This is a genomic window from Sphingobacterium sp. HSC-15S19 (assembly GCF_050433745.1).
Taxonomy (GTDB): Bacteria; Bacteroidota; Bacteroidia; order Sphingobacteriales; family Sphingobacteriaceae; genus Sphingobacterium; species Sphingobacterium siyangense.
In genome coordinates, this window is the sequence record NZ_JBNPWQ010000005.1 from 196538 (window position 1) to 220404 (window position 23867).

23 protein-coding genes are annotated in these 23867 nt (G+C 37.8%); 12 read left to right on the plus strand and 11 right to left on the minus strand.

Translation table 11 applies throughout. The features are described from left to right. The first annotated feature begins 27 nt into the window (after nt 1-27). The 7 genes from tilS to L1283_RS06040 all read left to right on the plus strand — a co-directional run bounded on the left by tilS (nt 28) and on the right by L1283_RS06040 (nt 5129). Nucleotides 28-1359: a tRNA lysidine(34) synthetase TilS gene (gene tilS, locus L1283_RS06010; RefSeq protein ID WP_088160259.1), complete on the plus strand. Its 1332-nt coding sequence runs from the start codon at nt 28-30 to the stop codon at nt 1357-1359. Between the two features lie 144 nt (nt 1360-1503). Next, on the plus strand, nt 1504-1998 hold the full coding sequence (locus L1283_RS06015; protein ID WP_120333501.1) for a hypothetical protein: 495 nt from the start codon (nt 1504-1506) through the stop codon (nt 1996-1998). An 89-nt stretch (nt 1999-2087) separates the two neighbouring features. Then, nucleotides 2088-2408, plus strand: a complete 321-nt coding sequence (locus L1283_RS06020; protein ID WP_088160261.1) for a DUF4834 family protein — start codon at nt 2088-2090, stop codon at nt 2406-2408. Nucleotides 2409-2441: 33 nt separating this feature from the next. Next, the gene (gene recF, locus L1283_RS06025) at nt 2442-3545 is read left to right on the plus strand and encodes a DNA replication/repair protein RecF (RefSeq protein ID WP_088160262.1); all 1104 of its coding nucleotides are present in this window, start codon (nt 2442-2444) and stop codon (nt 3543-3545) included. Beyond that, nucleotides 3538-3864, plus strand: coding sequence for a DUF721 domain-containing protein (locus tag L1283_RS06030; protein WP_070560660.1), 327 nt, complete (start codon nt 3538-3540; stop codon nt 3862-3864). The genes recF and L1283_RS06030 overlap by 8 nt, the downstream gene beginning before the upstream one ends. 11 nt (nt 3865-3875) lie before the next feature. Continuing rightward, nucleotides 3876-4439, plus strand: a complete 564-nt coding sequence (locus L1283_RS06035; protein WP_088160263.1) for a Crp/Fnr family transcriptional regulator — start codon at nt 3876-3878, stop codon at nt 4437-4439. A 255-nt stretch (nt 4440-4694) separates the two neighbouring features. Next, nucleotides 4695-5129 (plus strand): SRPBCC domain-containing protein, encoded by a 435-nt coding sequence (locus L1283_RS06040; protein WP_286851550.1) that lies wholly within the window; start codon nt 4695-4697, stop codon nt 5127-5129. Between the two features lie 365 nt (nt 5130-5494). Here the strand turns inward: L1283_RS06040 and L1283_RS06045 are convergent, their stop codons facing one another. The 3 genes from L1283_RS06045 to sucC form a co-directional block, all read right to left on the minus strand. Next, nucleotides 5495-6115: an L-threonylcarbamoyladenylate synthase gene (locus tag L1283_RS06045; protein ID WP_120333498.1), complete on the minus strand. Its 621-nt coding sequence runs from the start codon at nt 6113-6115 to the stop codon at nt 5495-5497. A 149-nt stretch (nt 6116-6264) separates the two neighbouring features. After that, nucleotides 6265-7710 (minus strand): asparagine--tRNA ligase, encoded by a 1446-nt coding sequence (gene asnS, locus L1283_RS06050; RefSeq protein ID WP_088160265.1) that lies wholly within the window; start codon nt 7708-7710, stop codon nt 6265-6267. Nucleotides 7711-8029: 319 nt separating this feature from the next. Continuing rightward, the gene (gene sucC, locus L1283_RS06055) at nt 8030-9223 is read right to left on the minus strand and encodes an ADP-forming succinate--CoA ligase subunit beta (RefSeq protein WP_046674091.1); all 1194 of its coding nucleotides are present in this window, start codon (nt 9221-9223) and stop codon (nt 8030-8032) included. Nucleotides 9224-9395: 172 nt separating this feature from the next. Between sucC and L1283_RS06060 the strand changes: the two genes are divergently transcribed. The 4 genes from L1283_RS06060 (at nt 9396) to L1283_RS06075 (ending at nt 12295) form a co-directional block, all read left to right on the plus strand. Beyond that, entirely contained in the window at nt 9396-10046 is a 651-nt protein-coding gene (locus L1283_RS06060; protein ID WP_429625954.1) for an ABC transporter ATP-binding protein, read from the plus strand. A gap of 29 nt (nt 10047-10075) precedes the next feature. Further along, nucleotides 10076-10555 carry a hypothetical protein gene (locus L1283_RS06065; RefSeq protein WP_145327825.1) on the plus strand — a complete coding sequence of 160 codons (480 nt, stop codon included), beginning with the start codon at nt 10076-10078 and terminating at the stop codon, nt 10553-10555. A gap of 77 nt (nt 10556-10632) precedes the next feature. Next, nucleotides 10633-11163: an HAD family hydrolase gene (locus L1283_RS06070; RefSeq protein ID WP_145327824.1), complete on the plus strand. Its 531-nt coding sequence runs from the start codon at nt 10633-10635 to the stop codon at nt 11161-11163. A gap of 127 nt (nt 11164-11290) precedes the next feature. Next, nucleotides 11291-12295 (plus strand): LacI family DNA-binding transcriptional regulator, encoded by a 1005-nt coding sequence (locus L1283_RS06075; protein WP_145327823.1) that lies wholly within the window; start codon nt 11291-11293, stop codon nt 12293-12295. An 81-nt stretch (nt 12296-12376) separates the two neighbouring features. Here L1283_RS06075 and lpdA (L1283_RS06080) read toward each other — a convergent pair whose 3' ends face one another. Then, nucleotides 12377-13765, minus strand: coding sequence for a dihydrolipoyl dehydrogenase (gene lpdA, locus L1283_RS06080; protein WP_070560650.1), 1389 nt, complete (start codon nt 13763-13765; stop codon nt 12377-12379). A 245-nt stretch (nt 13766-14010) separates the two neighbouring features. Between lpdA (L1283_RS06080) and L1283_RS06085 the strand changes: the two genes are divergently transcribed. Beyond that, the gene (locus L1283_RS06085; protein ID WP_046674086.1) at nt 14011-14310 is read left to right on the plus strand and encodes a DUF3817 domain-containing protein; all 300 of its coding nucleotides are present in this window, start codon (nt 14011-14013) and stop codon (nt 14308-14310) included. An 85-nt stretch (nt 14311-14395) separates the two neighbouring features. Here the strand turns inward: L1283_RS06085 and L1283_RS06090 are convergent, their stop codons facing one another. The 7 genes from L1283_RS06090 to L1283_RS06120 all read right to left on the minus strand — a co-directional run bounded on the left by L1283_RS06090 (nt 14396) and on the right by L1283_RS06120 (nt 23648). After that, nucleotides 14396-14800: an acyl-CoA thioesterase gene (locus L1283_RS06090; protein WP_088160268.1), complete on the minus strand. Its 405-nt coding sequence runs from the start codon at nt 14798-14800 to the stop codon at nt 14396-14398. Between the two features lie 67 nt (nt 14801-14867). Next, complete coding sequence (gene lpdA / locus L1283_RS06095) at nt 14868-16274, minus strand: dihydrolipoyl dehydrogenase (protein WP_075991087.1); 1407 nt, start codon at nt 16272-16274, stop codon at nt 14868-14870. A 214-nt stretch (nt 16275-16488) separates the two neighbouring features. Continuing rightward, nucleotides 16489-17022: a plastocyanin/azurin family copper-binding protein gene (locus tag L1283_RS06100; RefSeq protein WP_075991088.1), complete on the minus strand. Its 534-nt coding sequence runs from the start codon at nt 17020-17022 to the stop codon at nt 16489-16491. A 176-nt stretch (nt 17023-17198) separates the two neighbouring features. Beyond that, nucleotides 17199-18800, minus strand: a complete 1602-nt coding sequence (locus L1283_RS06105; RefSeq protein ID WP_145327822.1) for a response regulator — start codon at nt 18798-18800, stop codon at nt 17199-17201. Nucleotides 18801-18822: 22 nt separating this feature from the next. Next, nucleotides 18823-19383: a chemotaxis protein CheB gene (locus tag L1283_RS06110; RefSeq protein WP_198386032.1), complete on the minus strand. Its 561-nt coding sequence runs from the start codon at nt 19381-19383 to the stop codon at nt 18823-18825. Nucleotides 19384-19389: 6 nt separating this feature from the next. Continuing rightward, on the minus strand, nt 19390-20229 hold the full coding sequence (locus tag L1283_RS06115; RefSeq protein ID WP_232475681.1) for a CheR family methyltransferase: 840 nt from the start codon (nt 20227-20229) through the stop codon (nt 19390-19392). After that, nucleotides 20217-23648 carry a response regulator gene (locus L1283_RS06120; protein WP_429625952.1) on the minus strand — a complete coding sequence of 1144 codons (3432 nt, stop codon included), beginning with the start codon at nt 23646-23648 and terminating at the stop codon, nt 20217-20219. Before L1283_RS06120 ends, L1283_RS06115 begins: the two co-directional genes overlap by 13 nt. Between the last annotated feature and the right edge of the window lie 219 nt (nt 23649-23867).

Genomic DNA, 23867 nt, shown 5'->3' on the forward strand with positions numbered 1-23867 from the left:
GGACAAAATATACCGTAACTTTGTTATATGAATGTGCTGGAAAGACTAATGGGCTATATTGAAAAGGAGCATTTGTTGATGCCTCATGATAAAATATTGCTTACGGTGAGTGGGGGGAAGGACTCGATGTTAATGGCACATTTATTTGCAAAAGCAGGGTATACAATTGCTATTGCACATTGCAATTTTCAATTAAGGGGGGCGGAATCTGAAGGGGATGAAGCTCTAGTCAGAAAATTTGCAGCGGAAAATAATGTGCCAATATACGTGAAGCACTTTGATACACAAGCTTACGCAAAGGACCATCAGATTTCGATTCAAATGGCGGCACGGGAACTTCGTTATGCTTGGTTTGAGAAATTGCGACATGAGCTGCAGTTCGACCGAATTGCAGTAGCTCAGCATCTGAACGATCATATCGAAACGGTACTCCTGAACCTTTCACGTGGAACCGGTCTCCAAGGCCTCCAGGGTATTTTCCCTATCAGAGAGCGCATCATCCGACCACTACTTTTTCTGAAGGCTAGCGAAATTGAACATTTCGTGAATATGTATGGGATTGCTTATCGAGACGATCAATCCAACTTTTCAACAAAATATGCACGTAATAAAATAAGGATTGATATCATCCCACATTTTAAAAAACTTCAGCCAGATTTTGAGATGGTCTTCGAGCAGAATATCAATCATTTTAAGGAATCTTACCAGCTGTTGCAGCAATTTGTGGAGCCCATTCGGAGAAAGCTGTTTTACCCTATTGACGAAGGATGGGGAGTTCGGAAGGAAGATCTGGAACCCTATATAGATAATCTGCCTTTGCTCTATGAGTTGTTTTCGGCTTTTAATTTCTCAAAGCCGGTACTAAGTGATCTTCAACAAGCTTGGTCAAGAGAGTCTGGACGTATTTTTCAATCCGATGCCTACCATATGCTCCTGGATAGAAATGAACTTTTTATTCGTGAAAAGGAATTTATTTCACCCGATGAGGCTTTAATCACTTCCGAAACTTCAACTGTGGAGTGGAAACACTATTGTTTTCATGCCAATGTTTCTGCGGATCTAGCTATTGTCAAAGCGAGTGAGGTTGCAAAGCTGGATTATGATGTATTAGTTTTCCCGCTCACGATTCGATCATGGAAAGTTGGCGATAGCTTCTATCCTTTAGGTATGGAAGGGCGCAAGAAGTTGAGTGATTTTTTTATCAATAAGAAGATCAGCTTATTTGAAAAGGAAAATATCCCGATCGTGGTGAATGGAAATGGAGATATCCTTTGGGTAGCCAATTATCGCATGGACAATCGTTATAAAATTACCGCCAATACAAAAAAAGTCCTTACTTTAGTTTGCAGAACTGATTAGCAAGAAAAATTGTTGCTGCTAAAAATGATGGAAGGATCCTGAATGATACAAAATCTATAGCAGCAAAAATGATACTAATGAGGAGTTCAAATAGTAAGAGACAATGGTGCGAAGTCTCCAAATTAATAGCTAAATCTTAAGTAAATGAAAGAAGGTGTACTCTATTCGGAAAATCAATATTTAGGTCGTGACCGTGTTTGGATCAGCGTGCGTTTAGTGCTCGTACTTTTTTGTTTTACGGCATTTTATTTGAATTTAGACCATTTGATATCGAGCCAATTGTTCTTTATTGTAGGAGTAGGGATTATCATCACTTCTATTGTCATGATGTATATGGTATTATTTCGTACGGAAGTATTTCAAGACCATATACTTATTAGTGGACTATGGTCTACTCGAGTCGTCAAAATCGATCTTGCCTCCATTACAAAAATAGAAAAGGCGCCTTATAGTACATTCTTTTTCAATAATCCTGTTTATAATCTGCACACTAAAGGAAAGATTAAATTCTTCGCTGGAGGCAAAAATGCTGTTTTTTTAACAGATAAAGATGGTCTTACCTACGTGTTGGGTACACAGCGCCAGGAAGAGCTCTATCGAATTATTATGGAAACAAAAGCGCGATTAGGAAAGTCTTAAAATTTGTTAATAAATTCTTATCTGACATTTTAAAGACAACAGTTTATCGAGTTATTGGTTAAATTTGATAAAATAGCAACGAATTAACTATGGCATTTTTAAAATTTATACTTATTACATTCGCTGTTTACTTTGTAGTAAGATTCTTATTTAGATTATTTTTACCATTTGCAATGCGTAAAGCAGCTGAAAAGTTGATGAAAAAAGCGCAGCAGCAGGGTGGAGCATACGGTAGCCAAGGATCAGGTGGTACCTTTTATTATGAATTTAATGGTCAAGGGCAACAGGAAAGTAAAAGGTCTCAGCCCGAAGGTAAGGTACATGTCGATTACATTCCACCGAAAGAAAGCCCTGAACGCAAAGGGACTGAAACTGCTGGTGAGTTTGTGGATTTTGAGGAAATAAAATAATTTTTAGCAATCCAAATAGCGTATCTTTGTGCTATGTGGCTGAAGCAACTTTCTGTTCTAAATTTCAAGAATTACTCGGAATCATCTTTGGAATTTCTCCCCGAGGTAAATGCGTTTACAGGGAATAATGGTGTTGGTAAAACCAATCTTTTGGATGCGATTCACTATTTATCACTCTGTAAAAGTTATTTCAATCCAATTGATTCGCAGCATATCAAATCAGGAAATGATTGGTTTATGGTACAGGGTGAATTTGATAAAGAATCCATTAGTGATTTCATTTCTTGTAGCCTAAAAAAAAATCAGAAAAAACAATTTAAAAAAAATAAGAAGGATTACCCGCGACTGGCTGATCATATCGGCTTATTTCCTTTGGTCATGGTATCCCCAAACGATAGCATCATCGTTACAGATGGGAGTGAAGAGCGTAGAAAGTTTGTGGATAATGTGATTTCCCAAACAGATAATAAATATTTAGATACCCTGATTATTTATAATAAGTTTTTAGCCCAACGTAACAGTCTCCTTAAACAAGCACGTCAAACCAGTGTATTGGATCTTGGCCTAATCGAAATTCTCAATTTTCAACTTGAAGAAGTTGGAAATATTATTTTTCAAAAAAGAAGGTCTTTTATGGAGGAGTTTCAGCCGGAGTTTGACCGACACTATCAGTTCCTCACCGAGGATGCAGAGTCTGTTCAATTACAATATGAATCGCCTTTAATGACAGATTCTTTTCTAAATATTTTGGAGAAGAATTTGGAACGTGACCGTATGCTGGAACGCACAACGCAAGGAATACATAAAGATGATCTGATCTTTACCATTCACGGTGGAATGCCTTTAAAGAAGTTTGGTTCTCAGGGCCAACAAAAATCTTTTCTAATTGCCCTGAAGCTTGCACAATATTCTTATCTCCAGCAGAAAAAGGGTTTTAAGCCCCTACTTCTTTTGGATGACATCTTTGATAAACTTGATGATCGCCGTACACATAAATTGATGCAAATGGTTTCAGAAGATGATTTTGGACAGATTTTCCTGACAGATACGGATTCCGTGAGAATTCAGCGAATCTTTGACGAAATCAGCCGACCTGTTCGTATATTTGATATTGAAGGAGGACAAGTCAATGTATAAGAAGCAAACTAAAAAAAGCCTGGAATTCATTCGATCAAGCGACGATATGACAATTAAGGAGGGGGTTGAGCGTCTTCTTGAGGCTTATAAACTACGAAGAAAATTTGATGAAACTTCGATCGCATCTGTTTGGCCTCAATTGATTGGTAAAGCTATCGCTAATCGCACACAGCAGCTATATGTTCGTGATAAAAAACTGTTCGTACGTGTGGAGTCTGCTGTGATTAAGAATGAATTGGCGCTTATGCGAAGACAAATTCTAGGAAGGGTAAATGAATATGTAGGTCACGTCATTATTGAAGAAGTCGTGATTTTATAAAACCTCCTTTCATGTTAGATCAACTCTTTCGAGATTTTTTTCCTATTTCTGAGGCTAGTGCCTTAAAACTTTTCTCAAACTTCGAGCGTATTGAATTAAAACGAGGTGAATATCTGATCAAGGCGGGCGATTACTCTTCCAATCTGTTTGTGATAGAATCCGGATTAATCCGTCAATATGCTTGGTCAAAAAAAGGAGAGTTTACGCAATGGATAGGTACAAGGAATCATTTTGTGACAGATCTTGCTTCTTTCATGTTTGACAGGGCTTCCATATGGAATTTCCAATGCATTAGCGATTGTACGGTATACCGTTTGTCAAAGTCCGATTACCAGCGAATGGAATCCGAAATTGTGGAATGGAATAAATTTGAGAAGGCTTTTTTGGCAAAATGCTTTTGTACCATGGAGCAGCGAATCTCGGATTTTATTTGTCTAACAGCGGAAGAAAGGTATGTCCAATACTTTGAACAACATAAATTATTATTCCAACAAGTTCCCCTTCAATATATCGCCTCCGTGTTGGGTATGAGCCCAGAAACCTTGAGTCGTATTCGAACAAAAATAAGTTCTTGATAAAAGTCAAGAGCGAGCTGCCTGTCTTTTTCTAGTTTTGTCTTGTAGCTGTTAACGAACAACTTGCTTAATCGAACACGTAACCAAAATTTTATGTATTTATACGGTTCATAATAAGCTTGGAATAGTTTGTTTGTAGCTGTAATAATTGAAATTAAGATGAAACTAGAATAGCATCACATACGTTTTATCGTTATTTGAAGACAGCTGAAGAAGCTTGAGCTATTTTGTCGTTTCAGCGATAAAAAGTACAAAATGAAAAAGATTGAAACGAGTATTCTCATTGATGCAACAGCAGAAGAGGTTTGGCAGGTATTAAGTGAATTTAAGGCTTATTCCCAATGGAGCCCAACAATCAAACAGTTTGAAAAGCAACCGGTAGTCGGAAAACGCTGCAAAGTCCTTTTAGAACAACCAAACGGATTCAAGATCAAAATGAATCCAAAATTCCTGTCTATTGAACAGCATATCGAGCTGCGCTGGAAAGGAGATTTATTCTTTCCAGGTATTTTTGATGGCGAGCATTATTTTAGGTTAGAGCAAGTGGGCGCTACGCAAGTTAGATTTGTCCAAGGTGAATTGTTTTCTGGATTGTTGGTTCCTTTTCTGGGAAAACTACTGATAGAAACAAAGCGCGGATTTGAACTTTTCAATATAGCGATAAAAAGACGGGTAGCGTATCGTTCTTAACTTTCCACAGGGATCTGTTAGTATAGTTTATTTATAAACACGATATTTAACAAATTTGTCGATGAATGTTATCTTATGCACATTTTTATGTGTATAACCCCTTAGTTTTGCACATTTTGTTGTTTTTTTGAATCCTTTTGGTTTGCGTTATTAACAATTAAGTGTTGATAAAGGAGTACTTATGCACATTTTATGTTAATGTATATAGGTCGGCAGGCTACTTATTAACATTTCTTGTGTTAATAAGTAGCCTGTTTTGTTGATAAGTATGTTGATGGGGGTAGTTTATACACAAATTACCAACAATGCTGTTGTTGGGAATTTTGCAAATAGTTAATAAGGGGAGTATCTATTGAAAGTTGATTTTATAGGAATTGCTCCAAATCACCTTTTCCTTCACGAATAACATCAAAAGTTCCTTCTGTAAGATCGACCACGGTAGATGCGACATTATCGCCATAACCGCCATCAATAACAGCATCAACTAGATCTTCGTATTTTTCATGAATTAATTCGGGATCAGTAGAATATTCAATAATTTCATCTTCATCGTGAATGGAGGTTGTCACAATAGGGTTGCCTAATTGTTTGACAATTTCACGAACAATATTATTGTCTGGCACACGTATACCCACAGTCTTCTTTTTGGAACTTAGTAGCTTAGGGACTTTAGTTGTTGCGTTAAAAATAAAGGTAAAAGGTCCAGGCAAGGCTTTTTTTAATACACGGAATACGGAGGTATCGAAGGATTTTGTGTATTGCGAAATATCTGTTAAATCATAGCATATAAATGATAGATTGGCCTTTTCTGGTTTTAGACCTCTAATTTCACATACTCGTTCTATGGCTTTTTGTTGCGTGATATCACAGCCGATACCATATACGGTATCAGTAGGGTAGATGATTACACCTCCACGCCGTAGAATATCAACCGCCTGTTCTATTGCCTTAGGGTTAGGATTGTCGTTATATATCTTAATAAGCATTTTCTATTTTTGTTAAGTACCTGAATTAGGTTTAATCTTAGCCGCTGTTGTAGGATGTCAATAGGGCAATGGTTATTATCTGCATTCAGATACGCTATATCTAAAAGAACAACAGCCAAAATATTTTGTTTTGGCTGTTGTTCTTTATATTAAAATTCTGCGTTTTTCGGCGTACGTGGGAATGGAATGACGTCGCGAATATTGGTCATTCCTGTCGTGAATAAAACGAGGCGTTCAAAACCTACGCCAAATCCTGAATGCGGTACCGATCCAAAACGGCGTGTATCCAAGAACCACTCCATTTCTTCTGCAGGAATACCAACTTCAGCCATGCGATCGAGTAAGCGATCAAGATTTTCTTCACGCTGCGAACCACCGACCATTTCACCAATACCTGGGAAAAGAATATCCATGGCACGTACGGTGTTTCTTCCTTGCGCATCCGGCTCATTTTGCTTCATATAGAAGGACTTGATTTCGCGCGGATAGTCTGTTAAGATAACAGGTTTCTTGAAGTGTTTTTCAACCAAGTAGCGTTCGTGTTCCGATTGTAAATCAGCACCCCAATCATCAATTAAATATTTGAATTGTTTCTTTTGGTTTGGTTTGCTACGCTTTAATATTTCAACGGCATCGGTATAGGTAACGCGTTCAAAATCGTTTGTTAATACGAAGTTTAATTTCTCAACAAGATTTAATTCTGAACGTTCTGCAGCAGGCTTAGATTTCTCTTCTTCCAACAAACGATTGGTTAAGAACTCAATTTCTTCTGGACAGGTTTCCAAAGCATATTTAATCACATATTTCAGCAAAGCTTCGGCCAAGTCCATATTGTCCTCTAATTCATAGAAAGCCATTTCAGGTTCGATCATCCAAAATTCGGCTAAGTGACGTGTTGTATTTGAGTTTTCCGCTCTAAATGTCGGACCGAACGTATAGATGTTTCCAAATGCCATGGCACCAAGCTCACCTTCCAATTGGCCCGATACAGTAAGGTTCGTCGGTTTTCCAAAGAAGTCTTCTTTGAAATCGATATCTCCATTTTCTTTGCGTGGCGGGTTTTTTAAATCCAGGGTTGTAACCTGAAACATTTCTCCAGCACCTTCCGCATCCGAACCTGTGATGATTGGTGTATGCATGTAGACAAAGTCGTTTTCCTGAAAAAACTTGTGTACCGCAAATGCTAAAGCATTACGCACTTTGAATACCGCATTGAATGTTCCGGTACGGAAACGCAAATGTGCAATTTCACGTAAAAATTCTAAGCTATGCTTTTTGGGTTGTAATGGATATTTTTCGGGGTCAGAGTCGCCAATAATACTAACTTCAGTAGCTTTAACCTCAACTTTTTGCCCTTTACCCAGTGATTCTATCAATTGACCTTTTACGCGAACTGCGGCTCCAGTGGTGATACGTTTTAAGATATCTTCAGGTGTATTTTCAAAATCGACAACTGCTTGAATATTATTGATTGACGAACCGTCATTGATTGCTATAAACTGATTGTTGCGGAAAGTTCTTACCCAACCTTTAACAACGACCTCTTTGCCAAATTCTGTGGCATTCAATAGTTCCTTTATTCTTGTGTGTTCCATCTTAATTTTTGGAGATTGACTTGTAAAAGATGCTTTGTTAAAAAAGCAATACAAAAATAAGCTATTCTGTTGGTTTATTGGTTATAAATGTTGATTTAATTCACTTAAAGATGGTTCGTTAACCTGCACAAGGAAAATATATGTTGAAATAAAGACAGGTGAAAACTCCAAGATTGGGAAATGGCACACAGCTCGTTTTGCTACGGAATATAGGTTTGCTAAGAGAACTTTTTGTCTGTGTGGCGAACGATAGGAAGAGTAGAAACAAAAAACGCGGACTATAACTAGTCCGCGTTTTTTGTTATGATGATTAAAGGAATTAACCTTTCAATACTTTCGTTACCAATTCAGCAGCTTCTTTCAATAAGATTGCAGAATAAACTTGTAAACCGGACTCATCAATTAATTTTTTCGCTTCTTCAGCATTCGTACCTTGAAGGCGAACGATGATTGGAACAGGGATGTTACCGATTTCGCTGTAAGCATCAATTACACCTTGAGCAACACGGTCACAACGAACAATACCACCGAAGATATTAATTAAGATCGCTTTTACGTTAGGGTCTTTTAAAATGATATTGAAACCAGCTTTTACAGTTTCAGCATTTGCAGTACCACCTACGTCCAAGAAATTTGCAGGTTCACCACCAGCTAATTTGATGATATCCATTGTAGCCATTGCTAAACCAGCACCATTTACCATACAACCTACGTTACCATCTAATTTAACGTAGTTTAGGTTTGATTCACCAGCTTCAACTTCCGTTGGATCTTCCTCAGTTACGTCACGCATAGCAGCGTAATCTGGGTGACGGTACAAAGCGTTCTCATCAAGATTTACTTTCGCATCAACTGCTAAGATCTTGTCGTCTGAAGTTTTTAATACCGGATTGATCTCAAACATAGAAGAGTCTGTAGAATCGTATGCTTTGTAAAGAGCGGCAACAAATTTCACCATTTCTTTGTGTGCAGCACCAGAAAGACCAAGATTAAAAGCAATTTTACGTGCTTGGAATCCTTGTAAGCCTACTTTTGGATCGATTTCTTCTTTGAAAATCAAGTGTGGTGTTTTTTCTGCAACTTCTTCGATGTCCATACCACCTTCTGTAGAGTACATAACGATGTTACGTCCCTTAGCACGGTCTAATAATACAGACATGTAGAATTCTTTTGTTTCGCTCTCGCCAGGATAATAAACGTCTTGAGCTACCAAAACTTTGTTTACTTTTTTACCTTCAGGTCCAGTTTGAGGCGTTACCAATTGCATGCCAATGATGTCAGTTGCTCTTTGTTTGACTTCATCTAAGTTCTTAGCTAACTTGACACCACCACCTTTACCACGGCCACCAGCGTGAATTTGAGCTTTAACAACAACCCAATCAGAATTGTAGTCTTCTTTCATTTTTTTGGCCGCTTCCACAGCTTGCTCTGGAGTATCTGCTACGATACCTTCCTGTACGCGCACACCAAAGCTCTTTAGTATTTGCTTTCCTTGATATTCGTGAATGTTCATTTGCAAAAATATTTGGCGTAAAAATATAATTTTTTGGGGGATAAGACAAGGGATAAGTTGCTCTTTTATCTATTTTTTGACATTTAGACAAAATAAAATGGCTGGAATAGAGAAATAACAGCTTATTTATTCAAACTCGTGGTATCGTAAATTTATTTATCTTTGTCCTATGATGTTACATGCCAAAGGAATTCACAAAGCTTATGGGTCATTACCAATTTTGAAAGGTGTTGATATCGCTGTTGAAAAAGGGGAAATCGTCAGTATTGTTGGTGCTTCAGGAGCTGGTAAAAGTACACTGTTGCACATCATTGGTACCTTGGATAAGCCTGATCAGGGAGCGGTTTTCATCAATGGTGTTGATGTTCAAAAATTGAATGCTAAAAAGCTCAGTGCTTTCCGAAATGAACATATTGGTTTTGTTTTTCAATTTCACCATTTGCTGCCTGAATTTACAGCCTTGGAAAACGTGTGTATTCCAGCTTTTATTCAAGGAAAGGGGAGGTCCGAGGCGGAAGCTAAAGCAAGAGAATTGCTTGAACTATTAGGGGTTTCTCATCGTGTTGATCACAAGCCTGCTGAAATGTCTGGCGGAGAACAACAACGTGTTTCTGTGGCTCGTGCTCTGATCAATGATCCTTCCATTATTTTGGCAGATGAACCTTCGGGTAATCTTGACTCAGAGAATGCAGCAGCTTTGCATCAGTTGTTTTTTGATCTTAGACATAAATTTCAGCAGACATTTATTATCGTTACCCATAATGAGGAACTTGCCCGAATTTCGGACCGAACGATACATATGCGCGATGGGTTAGTCGTGTAACAGTAATCCGGATTATAACTATATTTTTAATGAAGAAAATACTCATAACTTTCGGGACTAGACCTTTGGCGATGCGTATCGCTAAAAGACTTGGGGCTGATTTCGAAATATTATATGCAAGTTCAGAAGACATTCCCGAATTGCTTTTAGCGTCAGGGAAATATGCCAAAATTCCAAAAGGTCTTCTTCCTACTTTTGCACATGAGATACTCAAATTAAGTTTAGACCAACAGGTTGATTATGTGCTGCCTTTAGGTGGTTTTGAGCTGGAACCATTGGCTGCAGCCAAAGTTTTATTTGAGGAATATCAGATTTCAGTTCTTGTCCCCGATAAAGATCTGCTTGAAACTATTCCTGTTATGGAAAATCCGCCAGCTGATTTGCCTTATAGACTTCTGTCAAAGGGCAACGATTTATTGGACTCAGCGACTTTCGAAAGATCACTGGATGGATTGTTTGTTGCTTCGGATTCCGGGGAGGATTTAGCATTAATCTGTGTATCCAAATAGAATCTTATTTTTGTGGTTAGTGTCATTAAGGTTTTAACCCTGTTGACACAGCCCTTAATTTTAAGCTTTTACATATCATGATGTTCCCAGAAGAAAAAAAGGTATATGTTTTTGAATTAGATGATGTTGTTTTTCCTAAAAAGGATTACTTACTTCAAGTATATTATCTTTTTGCTAATTTTATAGAATTTACAGAGACTGTTCCGGCTCAAGCAGATTTGGTTCAATTTATGAAAAATCACCTCGAGCATCAAGGTGAGAATTTATTGTTCGAACATGCGCAGCAAACCTTTGGATTTGATCAAAAATATAAGGAGAATTTTGAGCGGCTTCATGTCAATGCAATTTTGCCACTACGGTTACATTTGTTTGATCATATTAATACGCTGTTTAGGCAGTTAAAAGCCGCAGATAAACATGTTTGTATTTTGACGAAAGGAAATCCGCTAGAACAACTCAATAAAGTCAAATTTGTGGATTGGGGTGAATATGGGGATGCTGTAAAAGTTTACTTTAAGGATGAACTTGTTTTTAGGGGAATTGATCCATTGGAGTTCCTCGCAAATGAGTTTACGGTGGACACGACCGCAATTCAATTTGTAGACTAAGTTTACAGTCAGTATCTTTGTTGAATCTACCAACAATAATTGTTATTAAAGTCGTCGTCGATATTGTTGAGAAAAAATTATGATTAGGGATATAAAAGCCCTATTTTTATATAAAGCCCTTGGATTTATGAATAAAGTGAACAAGCCTGCCACGATTAAAGAAATTGCCAAGAAGCTGAAAATCAGTCCTTCGACAGTTTCTAGAGCATTGAATGATCATCCTAGTATTGGATTGGTGACAACAATGCGCGTAAAAAAAATGGCCGAAGAATTGAATTATGAACCCAATCAAACGGCTATATTCTTCAAGCAGCGTAAAACATTTACGATTGCTGTTATCTTACCGAGTTTGTCTGAACCGTTTTTTTCTTTCGCCATTAGTGAAATTGAAAATGTTGCATCAGAACACCGATATACTGTGCTGATGGGACAATCACTGGATGACCCCGAGCGTGAAGAACAGATCTTAAAAACATTTAAAAACCATCGTGTCGATGGGATTTTGATGTCTATAGGTAAAAAGACGACCAATTTAGAATTCATTGAGAAATTGGAAGCGTCTGGTATCCCGATTGTCTTCTTTGACTGTGTGCCTAGTTTACCCAATATCAATAAAGTACAAAGCGATCTTTCTACGGGTATGAACGAAGCTGTGGATGCTTTCGTAGCGCGTGGACATAAAATTATTGCCCTTGTAAATGGGCCGAAAACCTTGCCGGCTAGTGAAGATCGAAAAGTAGCTTATCTATCCGCCATGAAAAGGAATGGTATGGATATTCTAGAAAAGAATATCATCGAAACAGACCTGAGTACGGAAGGAAATGAAAAGGCTATGGATAGTATATTTGCGATGTCTGAGCGACCTTCTGCAATTATATCTTTTAATGACTTTGTTACACTTGATTTGATGAAAGCGGCCAGACAGAAGGGGCTTGTCTTAAATCAAGATATTTTCTTTATTAGTTATGCCAACTATCCGTTATGGCAATATATGGAAAATCCGCCAATGGGACGCATAGAGCAATTTCCGGGAATGCAAGCGCGTAAAGCCGCTGAAATTTTATTTGAACGCATTGACAACACCGAAATTATCGATCAACAGATCGTCTTTAAGTCGCGATTGGTTATGTAATCGCTATTAACCATTCGATCATAAAACTAAAAAGGGGAAAATCGTTAGATTTTCCCCTTTTTAGTTTTAGTTGTTTTAATACTACAAGTGGATCACTTCACCGTAAGCATCAGCACAAGCTTCCATAATCGCTTCACTCATTGTTGGGTGAGGATGGATCGTTTTAATCATTTCATGACCTGTTGTTTCCAGTTTGCGGGCAACAACAACTTCTGCAATCATTTCTGTAACATTGGCTCCGATAAGGTGTGCGCCTAGGAACTCACCATATTTAGCATCAAAGATAACTTTAACAAAGCCATCTTTCGCACCAGCAGCTGAAGCTTTTCCTGAAGCTGAGAATGGGAATTTACCAACTTTAATTTCATAGCCGGCTTCTTTTGCCGCTTTTTCGGTATAACCTACAGAAGCAATTTCTGGGGAACAATATGTACAGCCAGGGATATTATTGTAGTCAATAGGCTCAACATGTAGACCTTTGATTTTTTCAACACAAGTGATCCCTTCTGCTGAGGCAACGTGAGCCAAGGCTTGGCCTTTAACAATGTCACCGATCGCATATACACCTTCGATGTTTGTTTTGTAGAAATCATCTACAACAACACGGCCGCGATCAGTTTTTACACCAACCTCTTCCAAGCCGATATTTTCGATATTTGGAGCGATACCAACAGCCGATAATACAATCTCTGCTTCGATAACTTCAATACCTTTTTCTGTTTTGATAGAAACTTTGCTCAACTCACCTGTTGTGTCAACGGATTGAACTTCAGATTTCGTTAAGATGGTGATACCTTGTTTCTTTAAGCTTTTCTCTAATTGTTTTGAAATTTCTTCATCTTCAACAGGAACGATTCTATCCATAAATTCTACGATAGTTACTTTTGTTCCGATTGCATTATAGAAATAAGCAAACTCAACACCGATAGCACCTGAGCCAACAACAACTAAAGATTTTGGTTGTTTAGGAAGTGTCATTGCTTGACGGTAGCCGATGATTTTTTTACCATCTTGAGGTAAATTAGGCAATTCACGTGAACGTGCACCAGTCGCTAGGATGGTATGTTTTGCCGAATATTCTTTAGTAGAACCGTCTGCTCCTTTCACATCGATTTTACCACCTTTTTTAATTTTTGCAGTTCCATTGATGACGTCGATTTTATTCTTTTTCATCAAGAACTGAATACCTTTACTCATTCCTTCAGCAACCCCGCGACTTCTTTTGACAATAGCGTCAAAATCAGCCTCACCACCTTGAACATTGATGCCGTAATCAGCGGCATGGTTTAAATATTCAAATACCTGAGCACTTTTCAATAATGCTTTTGTAGGGATACAGCCCCAGTTTAGACAGATTCCGCCTAATGATTCGCGTTCAATAATCGCTGTTTTGAACCCTAACTGAGCGGCTCTAATGGCAGCAACATACCCGCCTGGACCACTACCGATTACAATGATGTCGTAATTCATATAAATAAATATTCTGTAGTTGAGTGTTATAGCTTCAAATGACAAAATCTGTGAAGCATATATTCATTCAAAAGTACGCATTTTTTCTGATGAATATGAACTATTTATTGTAAAATTGGCGGTTTCTGATAAAACACTGTCGCTGTTTCTAGCTGAATGTCACATCCTGGTCAAAGGGGGAAAAATAATAGTTAAAGCGTTTTTAGAGTCTTATTTTTGAAGTTCACAATACACAGTTTATCATTATGTTAAGAATATTCAGACAGATCGCCCTGTGGGAAGCAATCTCCACCATTTGCTTGTTTTTTATTGCCATGCCGTTGAAATATTTCGCGGGAATCCCCGAAGCAGTCAAAATAGCTGGTTCCATTCATGGCTTCTTTGTCGTTATCTTCGTCGTTATGCTGATCATGTCAACTGTAGAATACAAGTGGCCTATATTAAAGGCGGTGAAATATTTCTTGGCTTCTTTGATCCCTATTTTTGGCTTTTGGGTGGAATTGGATCTTAAAAAAGAAATTGAAGGAAAGAGACAGAAATCATAGTTTGTTTAAAAAATACAAATGCATGAATTTTTGCAAAGGGTTAGGTAGGGGGGAGATACCAAATTAATAAAGACAGGGGAGATGTTTAATCATCTCTACCTGTCTTTTCAATCCCCATATACGCATAGGTAATGCTATCTTTTCCATGAGGAGCTGGATTACCATCGTCATCCAAGTTTACAAAGACCAATTTATCGATCGATAGAATTGTTTTCCTGGATATTTTATTGCGTACCTCGCAGCGCATCGTTAAAGATGTTGTTCCAAAATTGATCGCTTCAATACCCAGTTCGAGAATATCGCCTTGCTTGGCTGAGCTTACAAAGTTTATTTCTGAAATAAATTTCGTAACCACTTTGGGATTTCCTAATTGAACGATAGCATAGATGACTGCTTCTTCATCAATCCATCGCAGTAGTGTTCCTCCAAATAATGTTCCATTGGGATTTAGGTCTTCGGGTTTGACCCATTTTCTTGTATAAAAATTCATCGTGTATAGGTATTTATGACAAAGGGGAAAAGTTTCCTTTTCCCCTTGAGTATCCGATATTTATCGCCTAAGCGTGTATTGCTCTGTTTGCTGTAGCTGCTAGCGCCGCCTCTTTGATTGCTTCAGTATAGGTTGGGTGTGCATGGCAAATACGTGCGATATCCTCTGCAGATGCACGGTATTCCATAGCTACGGTTGCCTCACCAATCATATCTGCTGCACGAGGACCAATCATATGTACACCTAATACTTCGTCAGTTGTCGCGTCTGCCAGTACTTTTACAAAACCATCCGTGTCACCAGATGCTTTTGCACGACCAGAAGCTTTGAAAGAGAATGATCCAGCTTTGTATTTTACACCTGCCTCTTTAAGTTGCTCTTCAGTCTTTCCAACAGAAGCAACTTCAGGCCAAGTATAAACAACACCTGGAATCAAATTATAATCAATATGTGGTTTTTGACCTGCAATATATTCTGCAACATATACACCTTCGTCCTCAGCTTTGTGTGCCAACATTGCTCCAGTGATCACATCACCAATTGCAAATACACCTTGTACAGCTGTTTCCAGATGGGCATTAACAGGGATTTTCTTACCTCTTTCTTCTACTGTGATGCCGATATTTTCTAATCCTAAGCCTTCAGAATATGCGGTACGACCAACGGCTACGATACAATAGTCGCCTTCTAAAGTGACTTCTTGTCCTTTTGGATCTTCAGCAGTTACTTTTACAACTTTACCTTTCGCGGAAGCTCCAGTTACTTTATGACCTAAATAGAACTCCATGCCCAATGATTTTTTCAAAACACGTTGTAGTTCTTTTCCTAAGCCACCATCCATTGTACCGATGATAGATTTTGCAAATTCAACAACAGAAACTTTTGAACCCAAACGAGCATAAACTGAACCTAGTTCCAAACCTATAACACCACCACCAATGACAATAAGGTGTTTTGGAATCTCTTTTAGGTTAAGTGCTTCGGTTGAGGTAATGATTCTTTTTTTATCAACAGGTAGGAAAGGCAATGAAGTCGGTTTCGATCCCGTTGCGATAATTACATTTTTACCAGTGATCTGCTCTGTAGAACCATCTGCTTTCGTTATTTTGATGGTGTTTTTGTCCACAAATGAACCCACACCCTGAAAACTGTCAATTTTATTCTTCTTAAATAAGAAGGTAATACCAGCAGTATTTTGGGCAATGACATCGTCTTTACGAGCAATCATCTTTGCCATGTCTACTTTCAGATCTTTCAAGCTGATGCCAAATGCATCAAAATTGTGCGCAGCATTGTGGTAATGCTCCGAAGAATCTAAAAGCGCTTTTGAAGGAATACATCCAACGTTAAGACAAGTACCACCAAATGTGCTATATTTTTCAATAACAGCTGTTTTTAATCCTAATTGGGCACAACGGATAGCTCCTACATATCCGCCTGGACCACTTCCGATTACAATTACGTCGTATTGCATTGATTACGTTTTATTTTTTTGTACCACAAATTTAATGATTATTAATGGGATAGGAAATCAAAACTTACGATTTGTGACCAAAGATCCTTACTTTACATTTTTTTGATAAAAGAATGGAAATTATGCACCTCGGGGAACAATGAATCGGTGCTAGTGGGGGGATAAAATTGAAAAAAGGATATTCATATTTTGAATATCCTTTTTTACTTATTCGTTATTCTGCAACAATTTTTCCTTGCATGACACCATAGTGACCAGGGAAGCTACAAATAAACGTATAAACTCCTTTTTCAAGTGTAAAAGTGATTTTATCAGTTTCCCCAGGTCCCAATAATTTTGTGTGGGAAACAATTGAAGATAAAGCTGATTTTGGAATATATTCGTCTGCCGCAGCTGCAGCAGCCTCAGCACCAAAAGTTGGAAGGTCAACACCTGGTTTTAGGATAACTACGTTATGTCCCATGGACTCTTTTGGCATAGTACCTGCATTTTTGAAAGATAATTCTACTGGCTCACCCGCTTTTACACGGAATAGATCCTTATTATATTTCATTTGATCGTTACCTTCTAAAGATAAGCTGTTGGAAATAGCCACGTTTTCAATTCCAGGCACTGTTTCTGTTGCTTGGCTTTCTGTTGAAGTTGTCGCTTCTGTACTAGTTGATTTTTCAGACTTGTCACTGTTTCCACCACAAGATGCAATTGATAAAGCAACTGCAACTGCTGGTATCATAAAAAGTTTTTTCATTTGAATGATTGTTTGTTTATCTTTTATTTATTGTAGGCATTTCCGCAGCCTTTAGCGGTTTAGTGATGAAGTTATGACGAACGTAATTCCTTTCTGGATACACGTTCATGAGAAATAACATCAAAACATCTTGATTATGTTCTAAAATTAATGATTTCATTGATAAATTGAAACTATCATTTCAATTTTGACAATAAAGTATCAATTGTTTTATATAATTTGATAGGATCGAATGGCTTTCCGACAACTTCATTGGCTCCGGCATCGAGCGCTTCCTGTTGTTCGGCTTGGAGCACAGAGGCTGAAATGGAAATAATCGGCATGTTTGCGATTGTCGGATTCGTGTTTCGACGTATTTCCTTGATCGCTTCAAAACCACTCATGAGCGGCATATGGGCATCCATAAACACCAAATCAATTTTTTTCTTATTGATTTCCTCTAATGCAATGAGGCCATTGGTTGCCAAAGTGATTTCGCAATTCCAGCTCTTCAGGATATTTGCCAGCATAAAACTGTTTAATTCATTGTCTTCAGCAATCAGGATCATCGGAAAGTTGAACTTGGGCAATTCCGTATAGAGTATCTGCGTTTCTTTTTCTACGGGTTTGTCTTTGATTTTGTCGAAAGTACATTCAAAGGAAAATATACTTCCTTTACCATATTCACTCGATGCAAAAACCCGACCGTTGAGCAGCGCAGCAATACGTTTTACAATTGCGAGGCCCAATCCTGTACCGCCAAATTTTTTGGTGATACTATCTTCTCCCTGTTCAAACGCAATAAATATTTTTTCCAGGGCGTCTTCTACAATGCCGATTCCTGTGTCTATAACCTGAAACCGTAAACAGATGCTATGGTTATCCTCTGTTAGAAGCTGAATTTTTAATACAACAGAACCTTCCGAGGTGAATTTGAAACTATTGGAGATAAAGTTGGTCAATATTTGTTTCAACCGTAGTGGATCTGTCAGAAAATAACTTGTGATCCGATCGTCTACATCAATTGAAAAATTCAACCCTTTGTAGTTGGCTTTATCAATAAAGAGGTTGTTTAGATCATCTGTAATATCGTGCACTGATGTCGACTCCATGTTAAGTTTCATCATACCTGAGTCGACTTTCGATAGGTCTAATATGTCGTTGATAATAGTCAACAGATTTTGAGAGGCAGAGTCCAGTTTATTGATCCAGTTTTCTTGCTCTAAAGTGAGCTGGGAGTTCTTTAACATCTGTGTAATGCCCATAATACCATTAATAGGCGTACGAATCTCATGGCTCATATTGGCTAAAAAGGTTTCTTTCGACTTTCTGGCAAGATCTGCCTCTTCTTTAGCTTTGAGAATGGCCTGTTTTGATTCTTCTAAGGCAATGTTTTTCTCTTTAATTTCCTGCTGTATCAGTAATTGCTGAACAAAAGATTTTACTTTTGCGATGGTCGCTTCCGGGTTCAGTGGTTTATATAGATAATCCACAGCTCCGCTATTAAGTCCCTGAATGAGGTATTTGTCTTCTTTTGAAATCGCTGTTACCATAATGGGGATAATATGGTTTGTTTTCGGATTCTTCTTTAGGAAGGAAACAAATTCAAAACCATTGATTTCTGGCATCTGTACGTCAACGAGCGCTAAGTCAATATCCTCTTTCCAACAGATTTTTAAAGCCTCGTTGGGATCCGTGCTCGTCACTATATTTATATTTTCGATATCCTCCAGCAGTGCTGTAAGACTGATAATATTTTCAATTTTATCATCGACAATCAATATATTTATCTTCTTCATTATAGCAAATCTAAATACAATTTTAAGTCAATTGCTTGATGTAATCTTTTATTTCTTGAATGCTCAAAATGCGTTCCTGTGCATCGAGTTGAATAGCTGCTTCGGGCATGATGGGAACTTCAGCCGTCGTAGGGTCTTGTACAAAAGTCGTCCCGCCGTATCGTTTTATCATTAATAATCCCTGTGCACCGTCCTGATTCGCTCCAGAGAATAAGATAGCGGTACAATTTTCTTTATATATTTCGGCTACAGATTCGAAAGTTACATCAATTGATGGTCTTGAGTATTGAACAGGTTCCGAGATATCCAAAGAAAAGCTATAGTCTGGTTCAACTAAAAGATGATAGCCAGCAGGGGCAAAATAAATAGTCCCATCTTCTATCGGTTCCTTATCATCTGCAGTTTTTATTTTTTGAACAAGCGCTTTGGAAAGCGTGTCCTCAATACTAGAAGCATATTTAGGGTTTCTGTGTACAATGACAATAACGGGTATGCGGATTGGTCGTTCCAATGACTTTAATATATTTAGAATGACACTAAACCCACCGGCAGACCCCGCTAACAAAAGAATTTTCCTTTCCATCACCTACTAACCAATTTTTTGGTAAATATTCTGTTTTTTGTTTACGACCTTAAATTTAGCAGCGTCTTTATAGTTGATTAAAGATTCTTTCGCTCCCAAACATAAGAAGCCCAGATGGCATAGTGAATGATAGAATAAATCCAGGACTTTATTTTGCAGTTCAGTATCAAAATAGATCAATACATTACGGCAGGTAATCAGTTGAAATTCATTAAAAACGCCATCGGACACCAAGCTATGCATGGAAAAAAGGACATTTTTTTTCAGACTATTATTAATGGTAGCTGCGTTGTACATCGCTGTATAATAATCCGACAGTGAGTTTTTTGGTTCTGTTTTAATAAAATTTTCCGAGTATTCTTTAACTTTCGCGAGCGAATAGATACCGCGTTTTGCCTTTTCTAACACTTTGCCGTTAATGTCGGTACCATAAATAAATGCACGTTGGTAAAGATTTGCTTCTTCTAACAATATGGCCAGCGAATAAACTTCTTCGCCAGTAGAACAGCCTGCGCTCCAGAGTTTTATATGTGGATAAGTAGCGAGATAGGGAAATACATCCGTTTTTACAGCTTTATAAAAATCAGGATCCCTAAACATTTCAGTTACATTGACTGTAATTTCCTGTAGGAAATAGGTGCTGAATCCGGGCTGATTAATCAAATTGGACTTTAGCTCCTGTAGATTGAGCTTGTTAAGTTCCATTATTCTAGTCACACGTCTTTTTAAGGAAGCTCTTGTATAGCCGGACACATCATAGCCGTGGAGATTTTTGACTATATCAATAACTTCTTCCAACTCTTCAAAACTTATCATTGCTACTATTTTATCGGTTAACTCAGCCATACGCGCATCAGAGATATTAATTTGTCAACATCAACCGGTTTACTAATATAATCGTTTGCTCCAACAGCAATTGTTTTTTCTCTATCCCCTTTCATTGCTTTCGCTGTCACAGCAATAATAGGAAGGTTTGCAAATTTCTTGTTTGCCCTTATTTTTTCAATAGCCTCATAACCATCCATAACGGGCATCATGATATCCATTAAAACAAGGTCAATCTGTTTATTCCGTTCAAGAATATCTAAAGCTTCCTGACCATTGTTGGCAATTTCAATGTTCATATCATAGCTTTCAAATGCAGTGCTCAGGGCGAAAATATTCCGCATATCGTCATCTGCGAGTAATACTGTTTTGGAAGCTAAATTGTTTTCCGCAATTACAGAGGCTCCTGAGTGATTGAACATCGTGTATTCGTGCTTATCACTGCGAATTTTATTTAGGAATAAATTAACTTCATCAATCAGGCGATTATTTGATTTAGCCGATTTAAGGACCATCGCCTGGCTATGATGCAAAATTTCGGAAGTCTGCTCTGTAGTGAGTTCCATTGCCGTATTGATGATAATGGGTAAATCCTTAAATTGATTGTTCGATTTGATTTCATTCAGGAGTTCAATGCCTGATTTGTCAGGGAGATTCAGGTCCATAATGATGCAGTCAAACAATTTCTCTTGATCTAATAGATCGAGGGCTTGTTTTGCATTGAAGGCCTGAAATATCTGAATATGCTGTTCTTCTAAAGATTGTTTGATAAAATCGCTTTGGATTTCCTGATCTTCCACCAGCAGAATTTTTTTCAATGGATGACTAGTCGATGCTTTTATTTTTAAGAATGTTTCAGCCAAAGATTCTTCTGACACAGGTTTAGCCATAAATCCGATGGCTCCGGCAGAAATAGGTTCATCATGTAAAAATGTTCCTGCCGACATCATGTGCACGGGGATCTCCTTGGTGCTGTCAATTTTTTTGAGGTTACGAAGAACTTCCCAACCATCCATTTTAGGCAACATGATATCTAAGATAATTGCGGCAGGTCGTAAATTCTGTGCCTTTTGTAAACCATCTTGCCCATCATAGCTGATGTATACATCGTAGCCATTTTGTTCGGCGTAGTCTTTTAGAATATCTGCAAAAATAAAATCATCCTCAATAATCAGCAGTTTATTGTGTTTTCCATCCTTGTCGATCGACTTCGTTTTTTCGACTATAGGATTTTTCTTTGGAATTTGTGGCGGCGGATTACTTTCTTTTTCGATCGATGTTACTTTCGGGACTGAAATTTGAATCTCCTGTTCTAGCGGGATACTGAAGGTAAAGATACTACCTTCACCAACCTTACTGGATAAGTTTATTTTCCCTTTTAATAAGCTAGCAATTTCGCGGCATATCGATAAGCCTAAACCAGTTCCACCATATTTACGACTCGTTGAGCCATCTTCCTGTTTAAAAGCATCAAAGATTAGCTCTTGTTTTTCAGGAGCAATGCCAATACCGCTATCTTTAACCGTAAAAAGAAGATTTTCTGCTTCAGCTTCTATCGCTAAAGAAACTTCGCCTTTTTCACCTGTAAACTTGAACGCATTCGATAATAAATTCTTTAGGACTTGTTGTATACGATGTTCATCACCAATGAATTCCTGCGGTGCATTTACATTGACATCGAGCAAGAAGTGAATATTTTTCGAAGCTGCGGTATCACTGAAAAAATCTTTAATATAATTGACAAGGTAGTTTGTGTTGATACATTCCTTTTGGACGTCAACTTTGCCCGATTCAATTTTTGCCAGATCCAACAATTCGTTAATTAAATGTAGGAGATCTGAACCAGCACTGTGAATAACAGAAGCATACTTTATTTGGTCCTCACTTAGGTTTTTCTTTTTGTTATCCTGAAGTAATTTGGCAAGAATGAGTATACTATTAAGTGGTGTCCGCAATTCATGGCTCATATTGGCCATAAATTCAGATTTATATTTGCTGGACAGCTCTACTTCCTCTATTTTCTGGGCTATGGCCTGACGGGCTTTTTCCAGATCTTCATTTTGGGCAAAGAGCAATTTGGCCTTCTCGTCAAGCTCATTATTGGTTTGGATAAGTTCTTCCTGCTGTACTCTAAGCTCTTCCTCAGAAGCCTCCAACAAATGGGTCTTATGGATTAACTCCTCATTTGTTGTTCTCAATTCTTCCTGTTGCGTCTCTAATTCCTCGGTTTGTTGTTGAAGTTCCTCATAAAGATCGGCAAGCTTCCCATGAGTTTGGGCTACTTTGATGATAACGGCAATGTTATCTTTTGCTTTATCCAGGAAGTTAAATCGTAGTTGCTCGTCTTTCTCATTGGTAATGGGGCAACAAATTTCCATGATACCGACACAATGGTTTTCATAAGAGAAGGGTACAATATAGATCTCGGCTTCTAAACGATCGGATAACGAGGTTTCTAAGATAAGATGCTTGTGGTCGACGTCTTTTATTTTAACGACTTCATGATTGTTTGCGACTTCGCCCAAAATACCATCGTTTTCCTTAAACGTTCGTTTGATATACTGTGTGGAGGAAATACCAATTTTGTGGCAAAGCTGATACTCCTGATAGTTATCATCGAAAATGTAAATCGTCCCACCTAATGCTTTTGTCGTGGAAGCAATAGCATGTAGGCTTATTTCGGCAATTTTCTTGTCTGTATAGTCACCGCGTAATTGTTCGTCAATGCCATTAATCGCATTCAAAATCCAGTTATCACCATTGGTCTGTTCTTGCAATAGTTGGAGACTTTTATTGGATTCTTGTTGACTTTTCACTGTAGACCTCAGAAATCTAGAGATCGAGGAAATTTTAGCGAGAATATAGAAGAACCCACTTAAGCCAATGGCGATGAAAAGGTAAGTAATGTACTGGGCCAGTTGCAGTTCATTTCTAGATTTTTCTAAGAGTCTTGCCCGTTGGTCTAATAGATCTCTCGACATGAGATCGATCTGATTTAATATCGAGGCCTTTCGCTCGTGAATATTATGTGATATGGATTGAGTTTCCTTTGTGTGATCGATATCCTGCTCAAAGTCGTAAAATGCAACGATATCTTTGCGGATGTTTTCAGTGCTGTTTGGCTGAACATGATAGAAATCATCTTTCAAACTTAAAGATCGCAACAGTTCGTCCATTTTTTTAAATTCCATTTTATAAGGAATAAATAGTGAAGCGTCTTTCTTATTCAGGTAATCAAGTTTGATGTCATTTACTTCGTCTACACTTGATTTGATTTCATTAATAATATTGAATCTATTTTCGGCAACACGAACAATACTTCGCTCGTTATTTAAATTATGATGCAGCGATATGAAAAAATATAGGGCTGAAAGGAAGATAAGCGAAAAAGAAATTATCACTCCTATGGTAATTTGCTTTCTATAATTTTTTCGATTCATGTTAGAATGAGTTTATCGTTTACTTTTCTGTAGGTATTGTGTTTCGATGGTACCTGGGGAAAAAGATATATGTAAAATCATATGTGTCCTAAATAAATTTTAGGATTGGATTTCTGTGGTACAAGCATAGCTTTTTTCATCATTTCGATATTGACCCCTATTTTTCAATCTGCGAAGATCTTTAGCTGTCCCTTTTTTCCTTTTATAGGCGGCCTGAGA